At 56.4% G+C, this 14,986-nt stretch carries 14 protein-coding genes, 1 rRNA gene and 1 other annotated feature; of the genes, 8 read left to right on the top strand and 7 right to left on the bottom strand.

The window, feature by feature from the left end:
- Window positions 1-52: 52 nt before the first annotated feature.
- A complete protein-coding gene (locus tag HMPREF1024_RS15290; RefSeq protein WP_002914118.1) occupies window positions 53-1,423 on the top strand; it encodes a PepSY domain-containing protein in 1,371 nt (456 codons plus the stop codon).
- A gap of 8 nt (window positions 1,424-1,431) precedes the next feature.
- Here the strand turns inward: HMPREF1024_RS15290 and HMPREF1024_RS15295 are convergent, their stop codons facing one another.
- The 3 genes from HMPREF1024_RS15295 to HMPREF1024_RS15305 are packed head-to-tail and all read right to left on the bottom strand — an operon-like array spanning window position 1,432 to window position 3,653.
- Window positions 1,432-1,914 (bottom strand): OmpA family protein, encoded by a 483-nt coding sequence (locus tag HMPREF1024_RS15295; RefSeq protein WP_004145671.1) that lies wholly within the window; start codon window positions 1,912-1,914, stop codon window positions 1,432-1,434.
- A gap of 13 nt (window positions 1,915-1,927) precedes the next feature.
- A complete protein-coding gene (dgcN, locus tag HMPREF1024_RS15300) occupies window positions 1,928-3,151 on the bottom strand; it encodes a diguanylate cyclase DgcN (protein WP_009308460.1) in 1,224 nt (407 codons plus the stop codon).
- Window positions 3,144-3,653, bottom strand: coding sequence for a YfiR family protein (locus HMPREF1024_RS15305; protein WP_004174804.1), 510 nt, complete (start codon window positions 3,651-3,653; stop codon window positions 3,144-3,146). The genes dgcN and HMPREF1024_RS15305 overlap by 8 nt, the downstream gene beginning before the upstream one ends.
- 342 nt (window positions 3,654-3,995) lie before the next feature.
- On the opposite strand from HMPREF1024_RS15305, the gene aroF reads away from it, so the two are divergent.
- The 3 genes from aroF (at window position 3,996) to HMPREF1024_RS15320 (ending at window position 7,132) form a co-directional block, all read left to right on the top strand.
- Window positions 3,996-5,066: a 3-deoxy-7-phosphoheptulonate synthase AroF gene (gene aroF, locus HMPREF1024_RS15310; RefSeq protein WP_002914114.1), complete on the top strand. Its 1,071-nt coding sequence runs from the start codon at window positions 3,996-3,998 to the stop codon at window positions 5,064-5,066.
- A gap of 9 nt (window positions 5,067-5,075) precedes the next feature.
- Window positions 5,076-6,197 (top strand): bifunctional chorismate mutase/prephenate dehydrogenase, encoded by a 1,122-nt coding sequence (tyrA, locus tag HMPREF1024_RS15315; RefSeq protein WP_009308459.1) that lies wholly within the window; start codon window positions 5,076-5,078, stop codon window positions 6,195-6,197.
- Window positions 6,198-6,259: 62 nt separating this feature from the next.
- Entirely contained in the window at window positions 6,260-7,132 is an 873-nt protein-coding gene (locus HMPREF1024_RS15320) for an SMP-30/gluconolactonase/LRE family protein (RefSeq protein ID WP_009308458.1), read from the top strand.
- Here HMPREF1024_RS15320 and pheA read toward each other — a convergent pair.
- The 4 genes from pheA to bamD all read right to left on the bottom strand — a co-directional run bounded on the left by pheA (window position 7,129) and on the right by bamD (window position 9,887).
- Window positions 7,129-8,289 (bottom strand): bifunctional chorismate mutase/prephenate dehydratase, encoded by a 1,161-nt coding sequence (gene pheA / locus HMPREF1024_RS15325; protein WP_004150975.1) that lies wholly within the window; start codon window positions 8,287-8,289, stop codon window positions 7,129-7,131. The genes HMPREF1024_RS15320 and pheA overlap by 4 nt on opposite strands.
- Window positions 8,290-8,313: 24 nt before the next feature.
- Window positions 8,314-8,438: a sequence feature (Phe leader region), on the bottom strand.
- The gene (gene pheL, locus HMPREF1024_RS30580) at window positions 8,390-8,437 is read right to left on the bottom strand and encodes a pheA operon leader peptide PheL (RefSeq protein WP_100250063.1); all 48 of its coding nucleotides are present in this window, start codon (window positions 8,435-8,437) and stop codon (window positions 8,390-8,392) included. (Overlaps the previous feature by 48 nt.)
- A gap of 105 nt (window positions 8,439-8,543) precedes the next feature.
- A complete protein-coding gene (raiA, locus tag HMPREF1024_RS15330; protein ID WP_002914111.1) occupies window positions 8,544-8,879 on the bottom strand; it encodes a ribosome-associated translation inhibitor RaiA in 336 nt (111 codons plus the stop codon).
- 270 nt (window positions 8,880-9,149) lie between these two features.
- Window positions 9,150-9,887, bottom strand: a complete 738-nt coding sequence (gene bamD, locus HMPREF1024_RS15335) for an outer membrane protein assembly factor BamD (RefSeq protein ID WP_004145664.1) — start codon at window positions 9,885-9,887, stop codon at window positions 9,150-9,152.
- A 131-nt stretch (window positions 9,888-10,018) separates the two neighbouring features.
- Between bamD and rluD the strand changes: the two genes are divergently transcribed.
- From rluD to HMPREF1024_RS0126345, 4 genes are all read left to right on the top strand, one after another.
- Window positions 10,019-10,999: a 23S rRNA pseudouridine(1911/1915/1917) synthase RluD gene (rluD, locus tag HMPREF1024_RS15340; RefSeq protein ID WP_002914110.1), complete on the top strand. Its 981-nt coding sequence runs from the start codon at window positions 10,019-10,021 to the stop codon at window positions 10,997-10,999.
- Window positions 10,996-11,727 carry a purine nucleoside phosphorylase YfiH gene (gene yfiH, locus HMPREF1024_RS15345; protein WP_004212956.1) on the top strand — a complete coding sequence of 244 codons (732 nt, stop codon included), beginning with the start codon at window positions 10,996-10,998 and terminating at the stop codon, window positions 11,725-11,727. The genes rluD and yfiH overlap by 4 nt, the downstream gene beginning before the upstream one ends.
- A gap of 129 nt (window positions 11,728-11,856) precedes the next feature.
- The gene (gene clpB / locus HMPREF1024_RS15350; protein WP_004890358.1) at window positions 11,857-14,430 is read left to right on the top strand and encodes an ATP-dependent chaperone ClpB; all 2,574 of its coding nucleotides are present in this window, start codon (window positions 11,857-11,859) and stop codon (window positions 14,428-14,430) included.
- Window positions 14,431-14,895: 465 nt separating this feature from the next.
- Window positions 14,896-14,986, top strand: a 16S ribosomal RNA gene (locus tag HMPREF1024_RS0126345); the annotation flags it as partial.

Here is a 14,986-nt window from a genome sequence, read left to right as displayed (position 1 = left end):
AATCAATCTGCGCACCGCGCAACGACCTCTTTTGCTTTAAAAAAGGAAAAGTATGACAACCTGCACCTCGCGCGCGGCATGGCTGAACCTGCTGCGTCGCCTCCATTTCTATATTGGTCTGTTTATCGGACCGTTTATCTTTGTCGCTGCCCTGACCGGTACGTTGTACGTGGCGACGCCGCAGCTGGAAAACTGGCTCTATCACGACGCGCTGCATGGCCTTGCCGAGGGGACTCCGCAGCCGCTCAGCGCCCAGATTGCGGTGGCCGAAGAAGCGACCCAGGGCAATCTGCGGCTGCTGGCGGTGCGTCCGGCGCCTGCGTTGGGCGAGACCACGCGCATTATGTTTGCCGATCCGGGTCTCGGAGAGTCGGAATCCCGGGCTATTTTTGTCGATCCGATCGCGCTGCGGGTGAAGGGCGATATGACGGTCTACGGCACCAGCGGCATCCTGCCGCTGCGCCAGTGGATTGATTATGCGCATCGCTCTCTGCTGCTGGGCGACAGCGGGAGGTTATACAGCGAACTGGCCGCCTCCTGGATGTGGGTGGCCGCGCTCGGAGGCATTGCCCTGTGGGCGATGACGCGTCCAAAACGGCGGCTGAATAACGCCCTGCAGAACCATCGTCGGCTGCACGTGACGCTGGGCTGGGGCTTACTGGTGGGTATGCTGCTCTTCTCCGCCACCGGCCTGACCTGGTCGCAATGGGCCGGCGGCAATGTGGACAAAATGCGGGCAGCGTTCGGCTGGCTGACGCCGCAGGTCAATACCCAGCTGCATGGCGAGATGCCGATGACGCACGATCCCCATGCCGGACATCATATGGATGCGATGGCCATGGCCCAGCATCAGCCGGCGCTGCAGTTGGCCCAGTTTGACCAGGCGCTGGCGGCGGCCCGTCAGGCGGGGCTGAACGCCAGCCGGCTGGAGATCCGTCCGCCAGTGTCAGACGACCGCGCCTGGACGGTGAATGAGATCGACCGTCGCTGGCCGACGCAGGTGGACGCGGTGGCGATCGATGGCGCCACGATGCAGGTGGTGGATCGCACGCGTTTTGCCGACTTTCCGCTGATGGCGAAGCTCACCCGCTGGGGCGTCGATTTCCATATGGGGATCCTCTTTGGTCTGGCGAATCAGCTGCTGCTGGTGGGATTTGGCTGCGCGCTGTGCGTTACCATCGGGGTGGGGTACCGGTTATGGTGGATCCGCCGTCCGCCTCAGGCGGCCTGGGATCCGGCGCATTCGCTGCTGCAGGCGTGGCTGTCGCTCGCCTGGCCTGCCCGAAGCCTGGTGCTTGGGCTGGCGTTTGCCCTTGGATTGGCCATGCCGTTAATGGGAGCCAGCCTGCTGCTGTTCATTGCCGTTGACTACCTGCGCTGGCGCGCGGCAACGGCAATGAGGATGATGAAGTCCAGCGACTAAGTGAAGACTTACGGCGTGCTGATGACCACCGTTACCCGGCGGTTTTCGGCGCGCCCGGCCGCCGTGTCGTTGCTGGCGATCGGGTATTTTTTGCCAAGGCCGCGGGTGACTAAATTACTGCGTGGGACATGAGCGCCTTCCGCCCAGGCATCGGCCACGCTGTTGGCCCGCTTAAGCGACAGGGCTTCATTGTAGCTATCTTCACCATAATTATCGGTATGGCCTTCAAGGCGGCTATGGGTGATCCCGGTAGCCGCCAGCCGCGAGGCCATCGTGGTGATCTGCTGGCGGCTGTCGGGACGTAGTCGGTAGTCATTCTTGTCAAACAGGATGCTATCGGATAAGCCCAGGGACCAATCGCCATTGCTTTCAGTGAAGCCGTAAGATTTCATCGCCGCCACCTGCTCCGGGGTAAATTTTCCCTGAGGAGCCTGGCAACCTGTCAAAAGCGCCGCCGCCATCAGGGCGGGGACGAAATATTTTCTGATCATAATGAGTCCTTTATTATTTCAGCGTCTGCTGGATACGTTGGTTTTTCATCCGATACATATTCTGATCGGCAAGTTCTTGCAGTGATTCCGCGGTGGCGTGCTCCCACGCCAGGGCATAACCGACGCTCAGCGAGAGCGTGGTGCTATGACCGTTGTGCAGGTTGAATGGCGGAAGAAATTGTTCCGTTAGCGCCTGGCACAGGGCCTGCACTTCTGCTTCCGAGCGCACCTCGCGCAGCAGAACGGCAAACTCATCGCCGCCAAGACGCCACGCCAGATGGCGTTTACCGGCAAAAGTCATCAGGCGGCTGGCGACCTCCATCAGCACTTTATCGCCCGCCGCATGCCCCCAGTTGTCGTTAATCAGTTTGAAATTATCGCCATCAAGAAACAGCAATGCCGAGGTTTGATGATCGACTTCATTCTGCATCAGCTCGGCGAGCGCGTTACGAAAGGCGGCGCGGTTAGCCAGGCCGGTCAACGGATCGTGTAACGAACTGCGCAACAGCTGCGCGTTTTTGGCCTGCAGCTGGCGCTGCCAGTCCTCCATTTCCCCCAGCAGGCTGTTAAAGTCCTGGGCGAAAAGATGGAACTCCTCGATACGCTCCTCCGGCACCCGCCGGGAGAAGTGGCGGTTTTCACGTATATCATGCACGACCTCAGTGATGCTCTGCAGGGCGGCGACGATCCCCCGGTGTAGGGAGTGGGTCAGCAGCAGGGCGATGAACGAGGCGAGCAGAATGCTGCCGGTCAGCACCAGAATCGAGATACCGAGAAAGTGGCTAATCAGTTCATCAAGCGCGGTCAATCTCAGCTCGCCGATTTGTTTGCCCTGGTGCCAGATGGGCTGCACCGTGGGCTCCGGAAACAGCCATTTACTGATAAGCCCGCTCACTTGCTCTTTATTGGCCAGCGGTTCATGGCGCCACGCGGCGAAGTGCTGCATCTGGCCGTTTAGCACGATTGCCTGGGAGATCTGCCCTTGCTTGCCCAACGACGCGAGGGTTTCCTCTGCCGCCGCGCTGTCGCCAAATACCAGGGCGGCTTCGAGGCTGCGCCCCATGGTCGCGGCAGTGAGCTCAAGATTTTTCTGCGCGTACTGCTTGAGCGTGAAGATTGAGGCTGTACTCAGCAGCAGCCAGACCAGCGTCATGGAGATCACCACGCTTATCACGCTAATGCGACGGAGCGCGCGTTTGAAAGTCGGGCGCGGAGTCTGTGAAAAGTCCTTATTCATGTGGTTTCTTCCGGGCAAGCATCAGGACGTCCGGGTTAACCCGAACCCCGCTGTGCGTCAGAACGTCCAGATTAACGGAGAAGCGGACCCGGTCGTCATTGATGATCAGGCAAAACGCGCTACCAATTGAACAATCCGTATTTTGTTCTGCGATGAGTAACAGCGGCCTCGGGCCATAGCGGCGAGTGAGTTCTGACTGTTCAGTCGGCGATTCGCTGCCAAAATAAAAACCATCGCAGGTCGTTTTTAACGCTTCTTCACGATTACGTACTATCACCGGTTGATAGGGTAATGCATCCGGATCTTCATGAGCCAGGCTATGGGTGAAGCGTGATGAGGCAAAAATGCACAGCTTTGGCGCTCCTGTTAATGACGGCCAACGGGTGTAGGTCACGATCCCGGAAACAATAGCGCGAACATGTTCTGAAGGTCCGGCAGCAAAAACAGGAGATACCGCGATGAGAAAAAATACAGTCAATAAAAGACGGTGTAATACTGTCATTAACGCTTCCGTCAAAGTCGCCATAGCGCGGGAAAAGCCGCTGCCGATGCCCGGCGAAGAATACCACTGTTAATAAAACCCGTCATTAGATGCGCCCTTTGCTTTGGGACAATTCTCACCAGGATTTTTCGTAGTACCGATACCGTGGGTGCGCAAGTTTGGCTTGTTTTTCCTATGTGTAAATATTGTTATACGCATCGCGCCATTGTGAGTGGCAATTAATTCGTTGGTGTAAATTAAAATTTACGGAATATGGATTGAATTCTTTACTTTGTGTGGTATCGTTACGTCATGCCCTCTGAGGCAACCCTTATCGCAAACGAGCTACACAGGATCGCAATCATGCAAAAAGACGCGCTGAACAACGTACATATTACCGACGAACATGTATTAATGACCCCGGAGCAACTGAAGGCGGAATTCCCGCTGAGCGTCGAGCAGGAAGCGCAGATCGCGCACGCCCGTCAGACCATTTCGGATATCATCGCCGGTCGCGATCCGCGCCTGCTGGTGGTATGTGGTCCTTGCTCCATTCACGATCCGGAAGCTGCGATTGAATATGCTCGTCGGTTTAAAGCCCTTGCCGCAGAGGTCAGCGATAGCCTCTACCTGGTGATGCGCGTCTATTTTGAAAAACCCCGTACCACCGTCGGCTGGAAGGGGCTGATTAACGATCCGCACATGGATGGTTCGTTTGATGTTGAAGGCGGCCTGAAGATTGCGCGTCGTCTGCTGGTTGAGCTCGTCAATATGGGACTGCCGCTGGCGACGGAAGCGCTGGATCCCAACAGCCCGCAGTACCTTGGGGATCTGTTCAGCTGGTCCGCTATCGGCGCGCGTACCACGGAATCACAAACGCACCGCGAAATGGCCTCTGGCCTGTCGATGCCGGTCGGCTTTAAAAACGGTACCGACGGTAGCCTGGCCACGGCCATCAACGCCATGCGCGCCGCGGCGATGCCGCACCGTTTCGTAGGCATCAACCAGGCCGGGCAGGTCTGCCTGCTGCAAACGCAGGGTAATCCGAACGGCCATGTGATCCTCCGTGGCGGCAAGGCGCCGAACTACGGTCCGGAAGATGTGGCGAAATGCGAAAAAGAGATGGCGCAGGCGGGACTGAAGCCGTCGCTGATGGTAGATTGCAGTCATGGGAACTCCAATAAAGATTTCCGCCGCCAGCCGGCCGTGGCTGAATCCGTGGTCGCGCAGATCAAAGATGGCAACCGCTCCATTATCGGCCTGATGATCGAAAGTAATATCCACGAAGGCAATCAGTCCTCTGAACAGCCGCGTGAGGCGATGAAATACGGCGTCTCGGTGACGGATGCCTGCATCAGCTGGGAGACTACCGAGGCGCTGCTGCGTGAACTGGATAAGGATCTCCGCGGCCACCTGGCGGCCCGTTTGGTTTAAGAGGAAAGTATGGTTGCTGAACTGACCGCGTTACGCGATCAAATTGATGAAGTGGATAAAGCGTTGCTTAGCCTGCTGGCTAAGCGTCTGGAGCTGGTGGCCGAAGTCGGCGAGGTGAAGAGCCAGTATGGCCTGCCGATTTACGTCCCGGAGCGCGAGTCGGCGATGCTCGCCTCCCGACGTAAAGAGGCGGCTGCGCTCGGCGTACCACCGGATCTGATCGAGGACGTTCTGCGTCGCGTGATGCGGGAATCCTATTCCAGCGAAAACGACAAAGGCTTCAAAACCCTGCAGCCGAATCTGCGGCCGGTGGTGATCGTCGGCGGCGGTGGGCAGATGGGCCGTCTGTTTGAGAAGATGTTAACGTTGTCCGGCTACCAGGTGCGTATTCTGGAAAAAGAGGATTGGGCCCGGGCGGCGGATATCGTCGCCGATGCCGGCATGGTTATCGTCAGCGTACCGATTCACACCACCGTGGAGACGATCGCCAGGCTGCCGCCCCTTCCGGCGGATTGCATTCTGGTTGACCTTGCCTCGGTGAAAGCGGAGCCGCTGCAGGCGATGCTGGCGGCGCATCAGGGCCCGGTTCTCGGCCTGCACCCAATGTTCGGTCCGGACAGCGGCAGCCTGGCGAAGCAGGTGGTGGTCTATTGTGATGGCCGCCAGCCGGAGGCCTATCAGTGGTTCCTCGAACAAATCCAGGTTTGGGGCGCGCGGCTGCACCGCATCAGCGCCGTTGAGCACGATCAGAACATGGCCTTTATTCAGGCGCTGCGCCACTTTGCCACCTTCGCCTATGGCCTGCACCTGGCGGAAGAGAATGTACGTCTTGAGCAACTGCTGGCGCTATCGTCACCCATTTACCGACTGGAGCTGGCGATGGTAGGCCGTCTGTTTGCCCAGGATCCGCAGCTGTACGCCGATATTATTATGTCATCGGAAAACAACCTGGCGCTGATTAAGCGCTACTACCAGCGTTTCGGCGAAGCGATCGGCCTGCTGGAGCAGGGCGATAAGCAGGCATTTATCGACAGCTTCCGTAAAGTCGAACACTGGTTTGGCGATTACGCTCAGCGTTTCCAGAGCGAGAGCCGCACGCTGCTGCGTCAGGCGAACGATAATCGGCAGTAAAGCGAAAAAGATGTATACAATAAAGCCAGCGACCGCTGGCTTTTTTTATAGGGATGACAACGATGGCTGAACCACAACCGCTGTTTGACTACACCGGATACCTGCCGGAATGCCCGACCTGGAGCGAGGCAGAACAGGCCCTCTACTGGGCTGATATCATGGAATGTGAAATTCACCGCTACGATATCCGCAGCGGAGAACACCGGGTGCTGCAGTTTCCGGAGGAGGTCGGCTGTTTTGCCCTGCGCGAGAAGGGCGGGTTTATCGTGGCATTGCGCAGCGGCATCTGGCTGACCGACGCCCACGGCCTGCTGCGGCGGAAAGTCTGCGATAACCCGAGCAACCCGGAGCTGGCGCGGTTTAACGACGGCGGGACCGATCGCGATGGGCGCTTTTATGCCGGTACCTTCTGGGGGCCTGGGGATTACAACGGCGCGCTGCTGATGCGAGTGGATAACGACCTGCAGCCGAAAGTGATCCAGTGTGACATCCATGGCGCCAATGGCCTGGCCTTTAGCGCCGACCGGCGCTGGATGTATACCTCTGATACGCCGAACGCCGTGATCTACCGTACGCCGCTGGATGAGCAGGGTGAGCCTGGCCGACGCGAAGTCTTTCGCCGTTTTCAGCCTGGCGAAGGGATCCCTGACGGGGCGGCGATCGACGTGGAGGGATGTTACTGGAGCGCAATGTTTGACGGCTGGCGGATCGCCCGTTTCTCGCCGCAGGGCGAGGAGCTGGAATCCTACCCGATGCCGGTTCGTTGCCCGACGATGGTCTGCTTCGGCGGGGCGGATATGAAAACGCTCTATATCACCACCACCCGGGAAAACATGGAGGACGATGAGCTGGCGCAGTATCCGCTGTCAGGCGCCATCTTCACCCTGCCGGTAGCGGTGGCAGGGATGAAGAAATTACCGTTCCGCGAATGTTAAACCGGATCCACCGGGACCACGTTTTCGCTAGGGTAGCAGCCGAGGACCTTCATGGAGCGGGTGATATCCGCCAGCTCCTTCAGCGCCTTGCGCATGGGCAGCGAATCCAGGTTGGCCTGAATATCGAGATAAAACATCTCTTCCCAGGGATTGCCGTGGATCGGGCGGGATTCCAGTTTGGTCATGATCAGATTGTGGTTGCGCAACACCAGCAGGGCTTCCACCAGGGCGCCCGCCTGCTGACCGGTCGCCATTAACAGCGTGGTCTTGGCCGGCACCTGATCGGAGACGTTCACCGCTTTGCGCGCCAGGACGAGGAAGCGCGTGATGTTCTGCGTCTGGTTGGCCTGGCAGTGCTCCAGCACCTGCAGACCATACAGAGCGCCGCCCGCTTCGCTACCCAGGGCCGCGACGGCCGGGGAGTTCGCCTGCGCCACTTTTTCCATTGCCGCCGAGGTGCTCTCGGTATACTCAATCTTCCAGTGCGGGTAGCGGCTCAGGTACTGGCTGCACTGCTGGAACGGCTGCGGATGGCTGTAAACGGTCTGAATTTTATCGGCATCCGTCGAGGTGCTCACCAGTACGCAATGATCGATAGGGATCGTCAGCTCGCCAACGATCGACAGGCTGGTGTGCTGCAGCAGATCGTAGACGTCGTTGATCCCGCCGGAGCTGGTGTTTTCAATCGGCACCACCGCGTAATCGGCCTGGCCGGTTTCTACTTGATTAAAAATATCGGCGAACTTCGCGCAGCCGCTCTCAATAAACTGCTCAAAGTGGCGAGCGGCGTACTGACGCGCCGCCAGATGCGAGTAAGAGCCCTTGGGACCGAGGAACGCCACGCGGGCCGAATGCGGGTTAATTTTATTCAGATGCTGCTGCAGCAGGGTTTGCTGGGTAAGAACAGAGTCTTCGATAATCAGCTGGAACAGGCGGGTGATATAGTGCGCATCCAGATTATGGCGCTTGCCGATAGTCATCAGGCGCTCCAGCAGATCGCGTTCGCGGTCAATATCACGCACCGGACGATGGGAGGCCAGTTTGGCTTTTCCAACCTCAACAGCCAGTCCGCGGCGCTCCGCCAGCAGAGCAAGCAGCTTCTCGTCCAGGGCGCTTATCTTATCGCGCAGCGCCAGTAATGGGTTTTCCTCGGTCATAGATGTTGCCTTTGTTGTTATCAAATAAAAAAGGCCTCCCGGGTGGGAGGCCTTATTGTTCGTCTTCGCATTCTTTCTTATACGACGAATTGCCTCCCGGTCAGGGGAAGGTAAAAAAGAATGCGAAGAAGAACGGGACAAGTTTCATGGTAAATTCCTTTAGGTAGTGGGGATTACAGTACCTGTACTGTTTTCACTCTGTCAATAAAAAACGCGCCCGAAGGCGCGTGGCATGACACAACTTAAGTTAAGGATTACTCTTCTTCTTCCACAAAGCCTGCCTCTTTCACCGACGTCGCGGCGCGGCGGGCTTCCCCTTTGTGTTGCACTTTATTGAGCTGCCGTTCCAGCTTGTTGATCAATTCGTTAATGGCGGCGTACATATCTTCATGACGCGCACTGGCAACCAGATGGCCGTTTGGCGTGTTGATGGTTGCATCAGCGATAAAACCCTGCGGCTCCTTAGACAGAATGATGTGCGGGTTGATTAAATGAGTTTGCCACTTATCCAGTTTGGCGAGACGGTCTGCGACATGCTGGCGGATTGCCGGAGTAATTTCCATTTGTTTACTGGTAATGTTCATTGTCATAAATTTTACCTCTTGTCTTTCCCGTCTTGGTGAATCCAGCATACCTTTCCCAATGTCAAAATGTGTGATCTAAATCACATTTTATTGTCACTTTTTGTCAACAAATTCATTTTGTGAGACAGGGCAGGAAGAAGTGAGATTTTACTTGTCGAACCCGATAAAGCAGGCCATATTTGATGAGTTAACCCGGCGCTAAACCGCTTCAGCTTGCCGGGAAAGGTATAAAAAAACGGCAGCCAGTGGCTGCCGTTTGCGATCGATGAGTCAGGCTCAGGTGTTCTTGCTGTTCGCGGCGATAATCTTCGCGACTTTGTCCGCCTGGGCGTTCATTTGCATCTGACGATAGGCGTTTTCCATCTTCGGCAGGGCATCGCGGGTGGCCTGGGTATCCGGATAATTACGCATCATCCCTTCCACACGGTTAACCACGGCAACCCATGCGCCACGATCGGTGTAGTAATCCACGACCGACAGCTCATATTTGGCCAGACGATCTTTCAGGAACACCATGCGTTTATAGGCGTCAGTGGCGTACTGGCTGTTCGGATAACCACGCACCAGTTTGGAGAAGTCATTGAAGGCATCGCGCGCGTGCTGCGGATCGCGGTCGGAGCGATCAACGCCGAAGAAGCCCTGCAGGGCGCTGTCATCCAGGGCCATGTTGGTCAGGCCGCGCATATAGATGACATAGTCGATGTTCGGATGGGTGGGGTTCAAACGCATGAAGCGATCGATAGCCGCCTGAGCCAGAGGAAGATCGGCGTTTTTATAATACGCATAAATCAGATCCAGCTGTACCTGTTGGGAATAAGGGCCGAATGGATAACGATTATCCAACGCTTCCAGTTGCGTTATCGCCTGTTTCCAGTTACCGTCCTGCAGTTTTTGCTGGGCGGTCGCGTAGATTTCATTCGGCGGATTATCAGGCACCTCTTCCTTAGAGCCGGAGCAACCCACCAAAGCCAGGCTCAGTGTGGCGGCTGCCACCAGGTATTTCATGCGCGTCATGACGTTTTGACTTCCTCAAAATGTTTATGCGGGAGAATCTCTGTTCCTGCTCCCGATTAAGACCAGCTACAATAGCACACTATATTAAACGGCAAAGCCGTAAAACCCAACGTTAAACGAAGAAGCTGTATATGGCACAACGAGTACAACTCACCGCAACGGTGACCGAAAATCAACTCGGTCAACGCTTAGATCAGGCTTTGGCCGAATTGTTCCCTGATTATTCGCGATCGCGGATAAAAGAATGGATCCTCGACCAACGCGTATTAGTCAATGGCACCATTGGCGATAAACCGAAAGAAAAAGTGCTGGGGGGAGAACGCATCGCTATCGATGTGGAAATCGAAGAAGAGGCGCGCTTCCAGCCGCAGGATATTCCGCTCAATATCGTTTACGAAGATGATGACATCATCGTGATCAATAAACCGCGCGATCTGGTTGTACATCCTGGCGCGGGCAACCCTGACGGTACTGTGCTGAATGCGCTGCTGCACTACTATCCGCCTATTGCCGATGTGCCGCGCGCGGGTATTGTTCATCGTCTGGATAAAGACACCACCGGTCTGATGGTGGTGGCGAAAACCATTCCGGCGCAAACCCGGCTGGTGGAGTCGCTGCAGTTGCGCGAGATCACCCGTGAATACGAAGCGGTGGCGATCGGTCATATGACCGCCGGTGGCACAGTGGAAGAGCCGATCAGCCGTCACCCGACCAAGCGTACCCATATGGCGGTGCATCCGATGGGCAAACCGGCGGTGACCCACTACCGCATTATGGAACATTTCCGCATCCATACCCGCCTGCGTCTGCGTCTGGAAACCGGTCGTACACATCAGATCCGCGTGCATATGTCGCATATCACCCATCCGCTGGTAGGCGACCAGGTCTATGGCGGCCGGCCGCGTCCGCCGAAGGGCGCGTCGGAGGAGTTCATCACCGCGCTGCGTAAATTCGACCGCCAGGCGCTGCATGCCACCATGCTGCGCCTGTATCACCCGATCTCCGGCATTGAAATGGAGTGGCACGCGCCCATCCCACAGGATATGGTCGAGCTCATCGAGGCGATGCGCGCCGATTTTGAAGCCCATAAGGACGATATTGACTGGTTATGACGAAACTGATTGTACCGCAGTGGCCAATGCCCGGCAGCGTGGCGGCCTGTAGTTCTACCCGCATCGGCGGCGTGAGTCTGCCGCCCTATGACTCGCTCAACCTGGGCGCCCATTGCGGCGACAATCTGCAGGATGTCGAAGAAAACCGGCGGCGGATGTTTGCCGCCGGCGGCTTGCCGTCTTACCCGGTTTGGCTGGAGCAAGTCCATGGCACCGAGGTTCTGACGCTGGACGGCGGACCCTATCCGTCGAAACGCGCGGATGCCTCTTATAGTCGTACGCCAGGGACCGTCTGCGCGGTGATGACCGCTGACTGCCTGCCGGTGCTGTTCTGTAACCGCGACGGCACCGAAGTCGCCGCGGCGCACGCGGGATGGCGCGGCTTATGCGAAGGGGTTCTGGAAGCGACGGTTGCTCGTTTCGCCGATAAAGCCGAAAATATTATGGCGTGGCTGGGGCCCGCCATCGGTCCGCAGGCGTTTGAGGTGGGACCGGAAGTCCGGGATGCCTTTATGGCGAAGGACGAGAATGCGCACCGGGCTTTTCGTCCGGCAGGCGAAAAATATTTTGCTGATATCTACCAACTGGCGCGGCAGCGTCTGGCAAACGTCGGCGTTGAGCAGATTTTCGGCGGCGATCGCTGCACGCTAAGTGAAAAGGATGATTTTTTCTCTTACCGGCGCGACAAGACCACCGGTCGTATGGCAAGTTTCATTTGGCTGATATAACCTAGAGAATCAAGACGATCCAGAAGGCAAACTTATTTTTCACATAGTTCGGGTCTTTAACCTTGAATAATTGAGGGATGACCTCATTTAATCTCCAGTAGCAAATTTGACCTGTTTATGGGAGGAGTTATGCGTCTGGATCGTCTTACCAATAAATTCCAGCTTGCTCTTGCCGATGCCCAGTCGCTCGCACTCGGGCACGACAACCAATTCATCGAACCTCTTCATTTAATGAGCGCCTTGCTGAATCAGGAAGGGGGATCGGTACGTCCTTTATTAACCTCGGCGGGCGTGAATGCCGGGAAACTGCGCACTGACATCGAACAGGCCTTGAGCCGTTTACCGCAGGTGGAAGGCACCGGCGGCGATGTGCAACCTTCTCAGGATTTAGTGCGGATCCTCAACCTTTGCGACAAGCTGGCGCAAAAGAAAAAGGACAACTTTATTTCGTCGGAACTGTTCGTTCTGGCGGCGCTTGAATCACGCGGTACGCTGACCGACCTTTTAAAATCCGCCGGAGCAACAACCGCCAACGTGACTCAGGCGATTGAACAAATGCGCGGAGGGGAAAGCGTGAACGATCAGGGTGCCGAAGACCAACGTCAGGCATTGAAGAAATTTACCGTCGATCTGACCGAGCGAGCCGAGCAGGGCAAGCTGGATCCGGTGATCGGCCGTGATGAAGAGATTCGCCGTACCATTCAGGTACTGCAGCGTCGTACCAAAAACAACCCGGTGCTGATCGGTGAACCCGGGGTGGGTAAAACGGCAATCGTCGAAGGCCTGGCGCAGCGTATCGTCAACGGCGAAGTACCAGAAGGGCTGAAAGGCCGTCGGGTATTGGCGCTGGATATGGGGGCGCTGGTGGCCGGGGCGAAATACCGCGGTGAGTTTGAAGAGCGTCTGAAAGGCGTGCTGACCGACCTGTCAAAACAGGAAGGTAACGTCATTCTGTTTATCGACGAACTGCATACCATGGTTGGCGCTGGTAAAGCCGACGGCGCGATGGATGCGGGTAACATGCTGAAGCCGGCGCTGGCGCGTGGTGAACTGCACTGCGTCGGGGCGACGACGCTTGATGAATACCGTCAGTACATCGAAAAAGACGCCGCGCTGGAACGTCGCTTCCAGAAAGTGTTCGTCGCCGAGCCTTCGGTAGAAGATACCATCGCGATTCTGCGCGGTCTGAAAGAACGTTATGAGCTGCACCACCACGTGCAGATCACTGACCCGGCTATCGTGGCGGCGGCGACCTTATCGCATCGCTATATTGCCGACCGTCAGCTGCCGGATAAAGCCATCGACCTCATCGATGAGGCGGCATCCAGCATCCGTATGCAGATTGACTCCAAACCGGAAGAGCTGGACCGCCTCGATCGGCGTATTATCCAGCTGAAACTGGAACAGCAGGCGCTGAAGAAAGAGTCTGATGAGGCGAGCCTGAAGCGTCTCGATATGCTCAACGAGGAGCTGGCGGATAAAGAACGGCAGTATTCGGTGCTGGAAGAAGAGTGGAAAGCGGAAAAAGCGTCGCTCTCCGGTACCCAGACCATCAAAGCTGAGCTGGAGCAGGCGAAAATCGCCATCGAACAGGCGCGTCGTGTCGGCGATCTGGCGCGGATGTCCGAGCTGCAGTACGGCAAAATTCCGGAACTGGAGAAACAGCTGGCGGCGGCCACGCAGGCCGAAGGGAAAACCATGCGTCTGCTGCGTAATAAAGTGACTGATGCTGAAATCGCCGAAGTGCTGGCCCGCTGGACCGGTATCCCGGTCTCCCGCATGATGGAAAGCGAGCGTGACAAACTGCTGCGTATGGAGCAGGAGCTGCATCATCGGGTGATTGGCCAGGATGAGGCGGTTGAAGCGGTATCCAACGCCATTCGCCGCAGCCGCGCCGGGCTGTCCGATCCGAACCGGCCGATTGGTTCGTTCCTGTTCCTCGGTCCAACCGGGGTCGGTAAAACCGAGCTGTGTAAAACGCTGGCTAACTTTATGTTCGACAGCGACGACGCAATGGTGCGTATCGATATGTCCGAGTTTATGGAGAAACACTCCGTCTCGCGTCTGGTCGGTGCGCCTCCGGGATACGTCGGCTATGAAGAGGGCGGTTACCTGACCGAGGCGGTGCGCCGTCGTCCTTATTCCGTCATCCTGCTGGATGAAGTGGAAAAAGCGCACCCGGATGTGTTCAACATTCTGCTGCAGGTACTCGACGACGGGCGTCTCACCGACGGGCAGGGGAGAACGGTCGACTTCCGTAATACGGTAGTCATCATGACCTCGAACCTCGGTTCCGATCTGATTCAGGAACGGTTCGGCGAGCTGGACTACGGACATATGAAGGACCTGGTGCTGGGGGTAGTCAGCCAGAACTTCCGTCCGGAGTTCATCAACCGTATCGACGAAGTGGTGGTCTTCCATCCGCTGGGCGAGAAACATATTGCCTCTATTGCCCAGATCCAGCTGCAGCGTCTGTATAAACGTCTGGAAGAGCGCGGATATGAAGTGCAGATGTCCGATGAGGCGCTGAAGCTGCTGAGCGCCAATGGTTACGATCCGGTATACGGCGCGCGGCCATTGAAACGTGCTATTCAGCAGCAGATTGAGAACCCGTTAGCCCAGCAGATCCTTTCCGGTGAGCTGGTTCCGGGTAAAACCATCGAGCTGGTAGTAAAAGACGACCGCATTGTGGCAGTGCAGTAAATCACAAAACGACAAAAACGGGCCCAGCGGGCTCGTTTTTGTTTAAAAACCAGGCAAGAATTAAAGCTCAATACCTGATTTGGTTGAAAAGTGAGCGGTTGAATTCTTTTTTTGAATTTATCCTTGTCACTTCAGAATTACCCCCTATAATGCGCCTCCACTGACACGGAACAACGGCAAACAAGCCGCCGGGCCAGGAGGATTCAACGACGGAAATCGACGTTGAAAGCCGACAGAGAAAAGCAAAATAAGCGCTTGACTCTGAATGAGGAAAACGTATTATACGGGACCTCGCGACAGAGCGCTAAAGCGCGTCGCAACTGCTCTTTAACAATTTATCAGACAATCTGTGTGGGCACTCAAAGTGACATGGATTCTTAACGTCCTCGGACGAAAAATGAATACCAAGTCTCAAGAGTGAACACGTAATTCATTACGAAGTTTAATTCTTTGAGCATCAAACTTAAATTGAAGAGTTTGATCATGGCTCAGATTGAACGCTGGCGGCAGGCCTAACACATGCAAGTCGAGCGGTAGCACAGAGAGCTTGCTCTCG

It is taken from the genome of Klebsiella sp. 4_1_44FAA (assembly GCF_000238715.1).
GTDB classification, from domain to species: Bacteria; Pseudomonadota; Gammaproteobacteria; order Enterobacterales; family Enterobacteriaceae; genus Klebsiella; species Klebsiella pneumoniae.
Note: the sequence above shows the minus strand (reverse complement) of the source record. Positions and strands in the feature narration are given on the sequence as shown.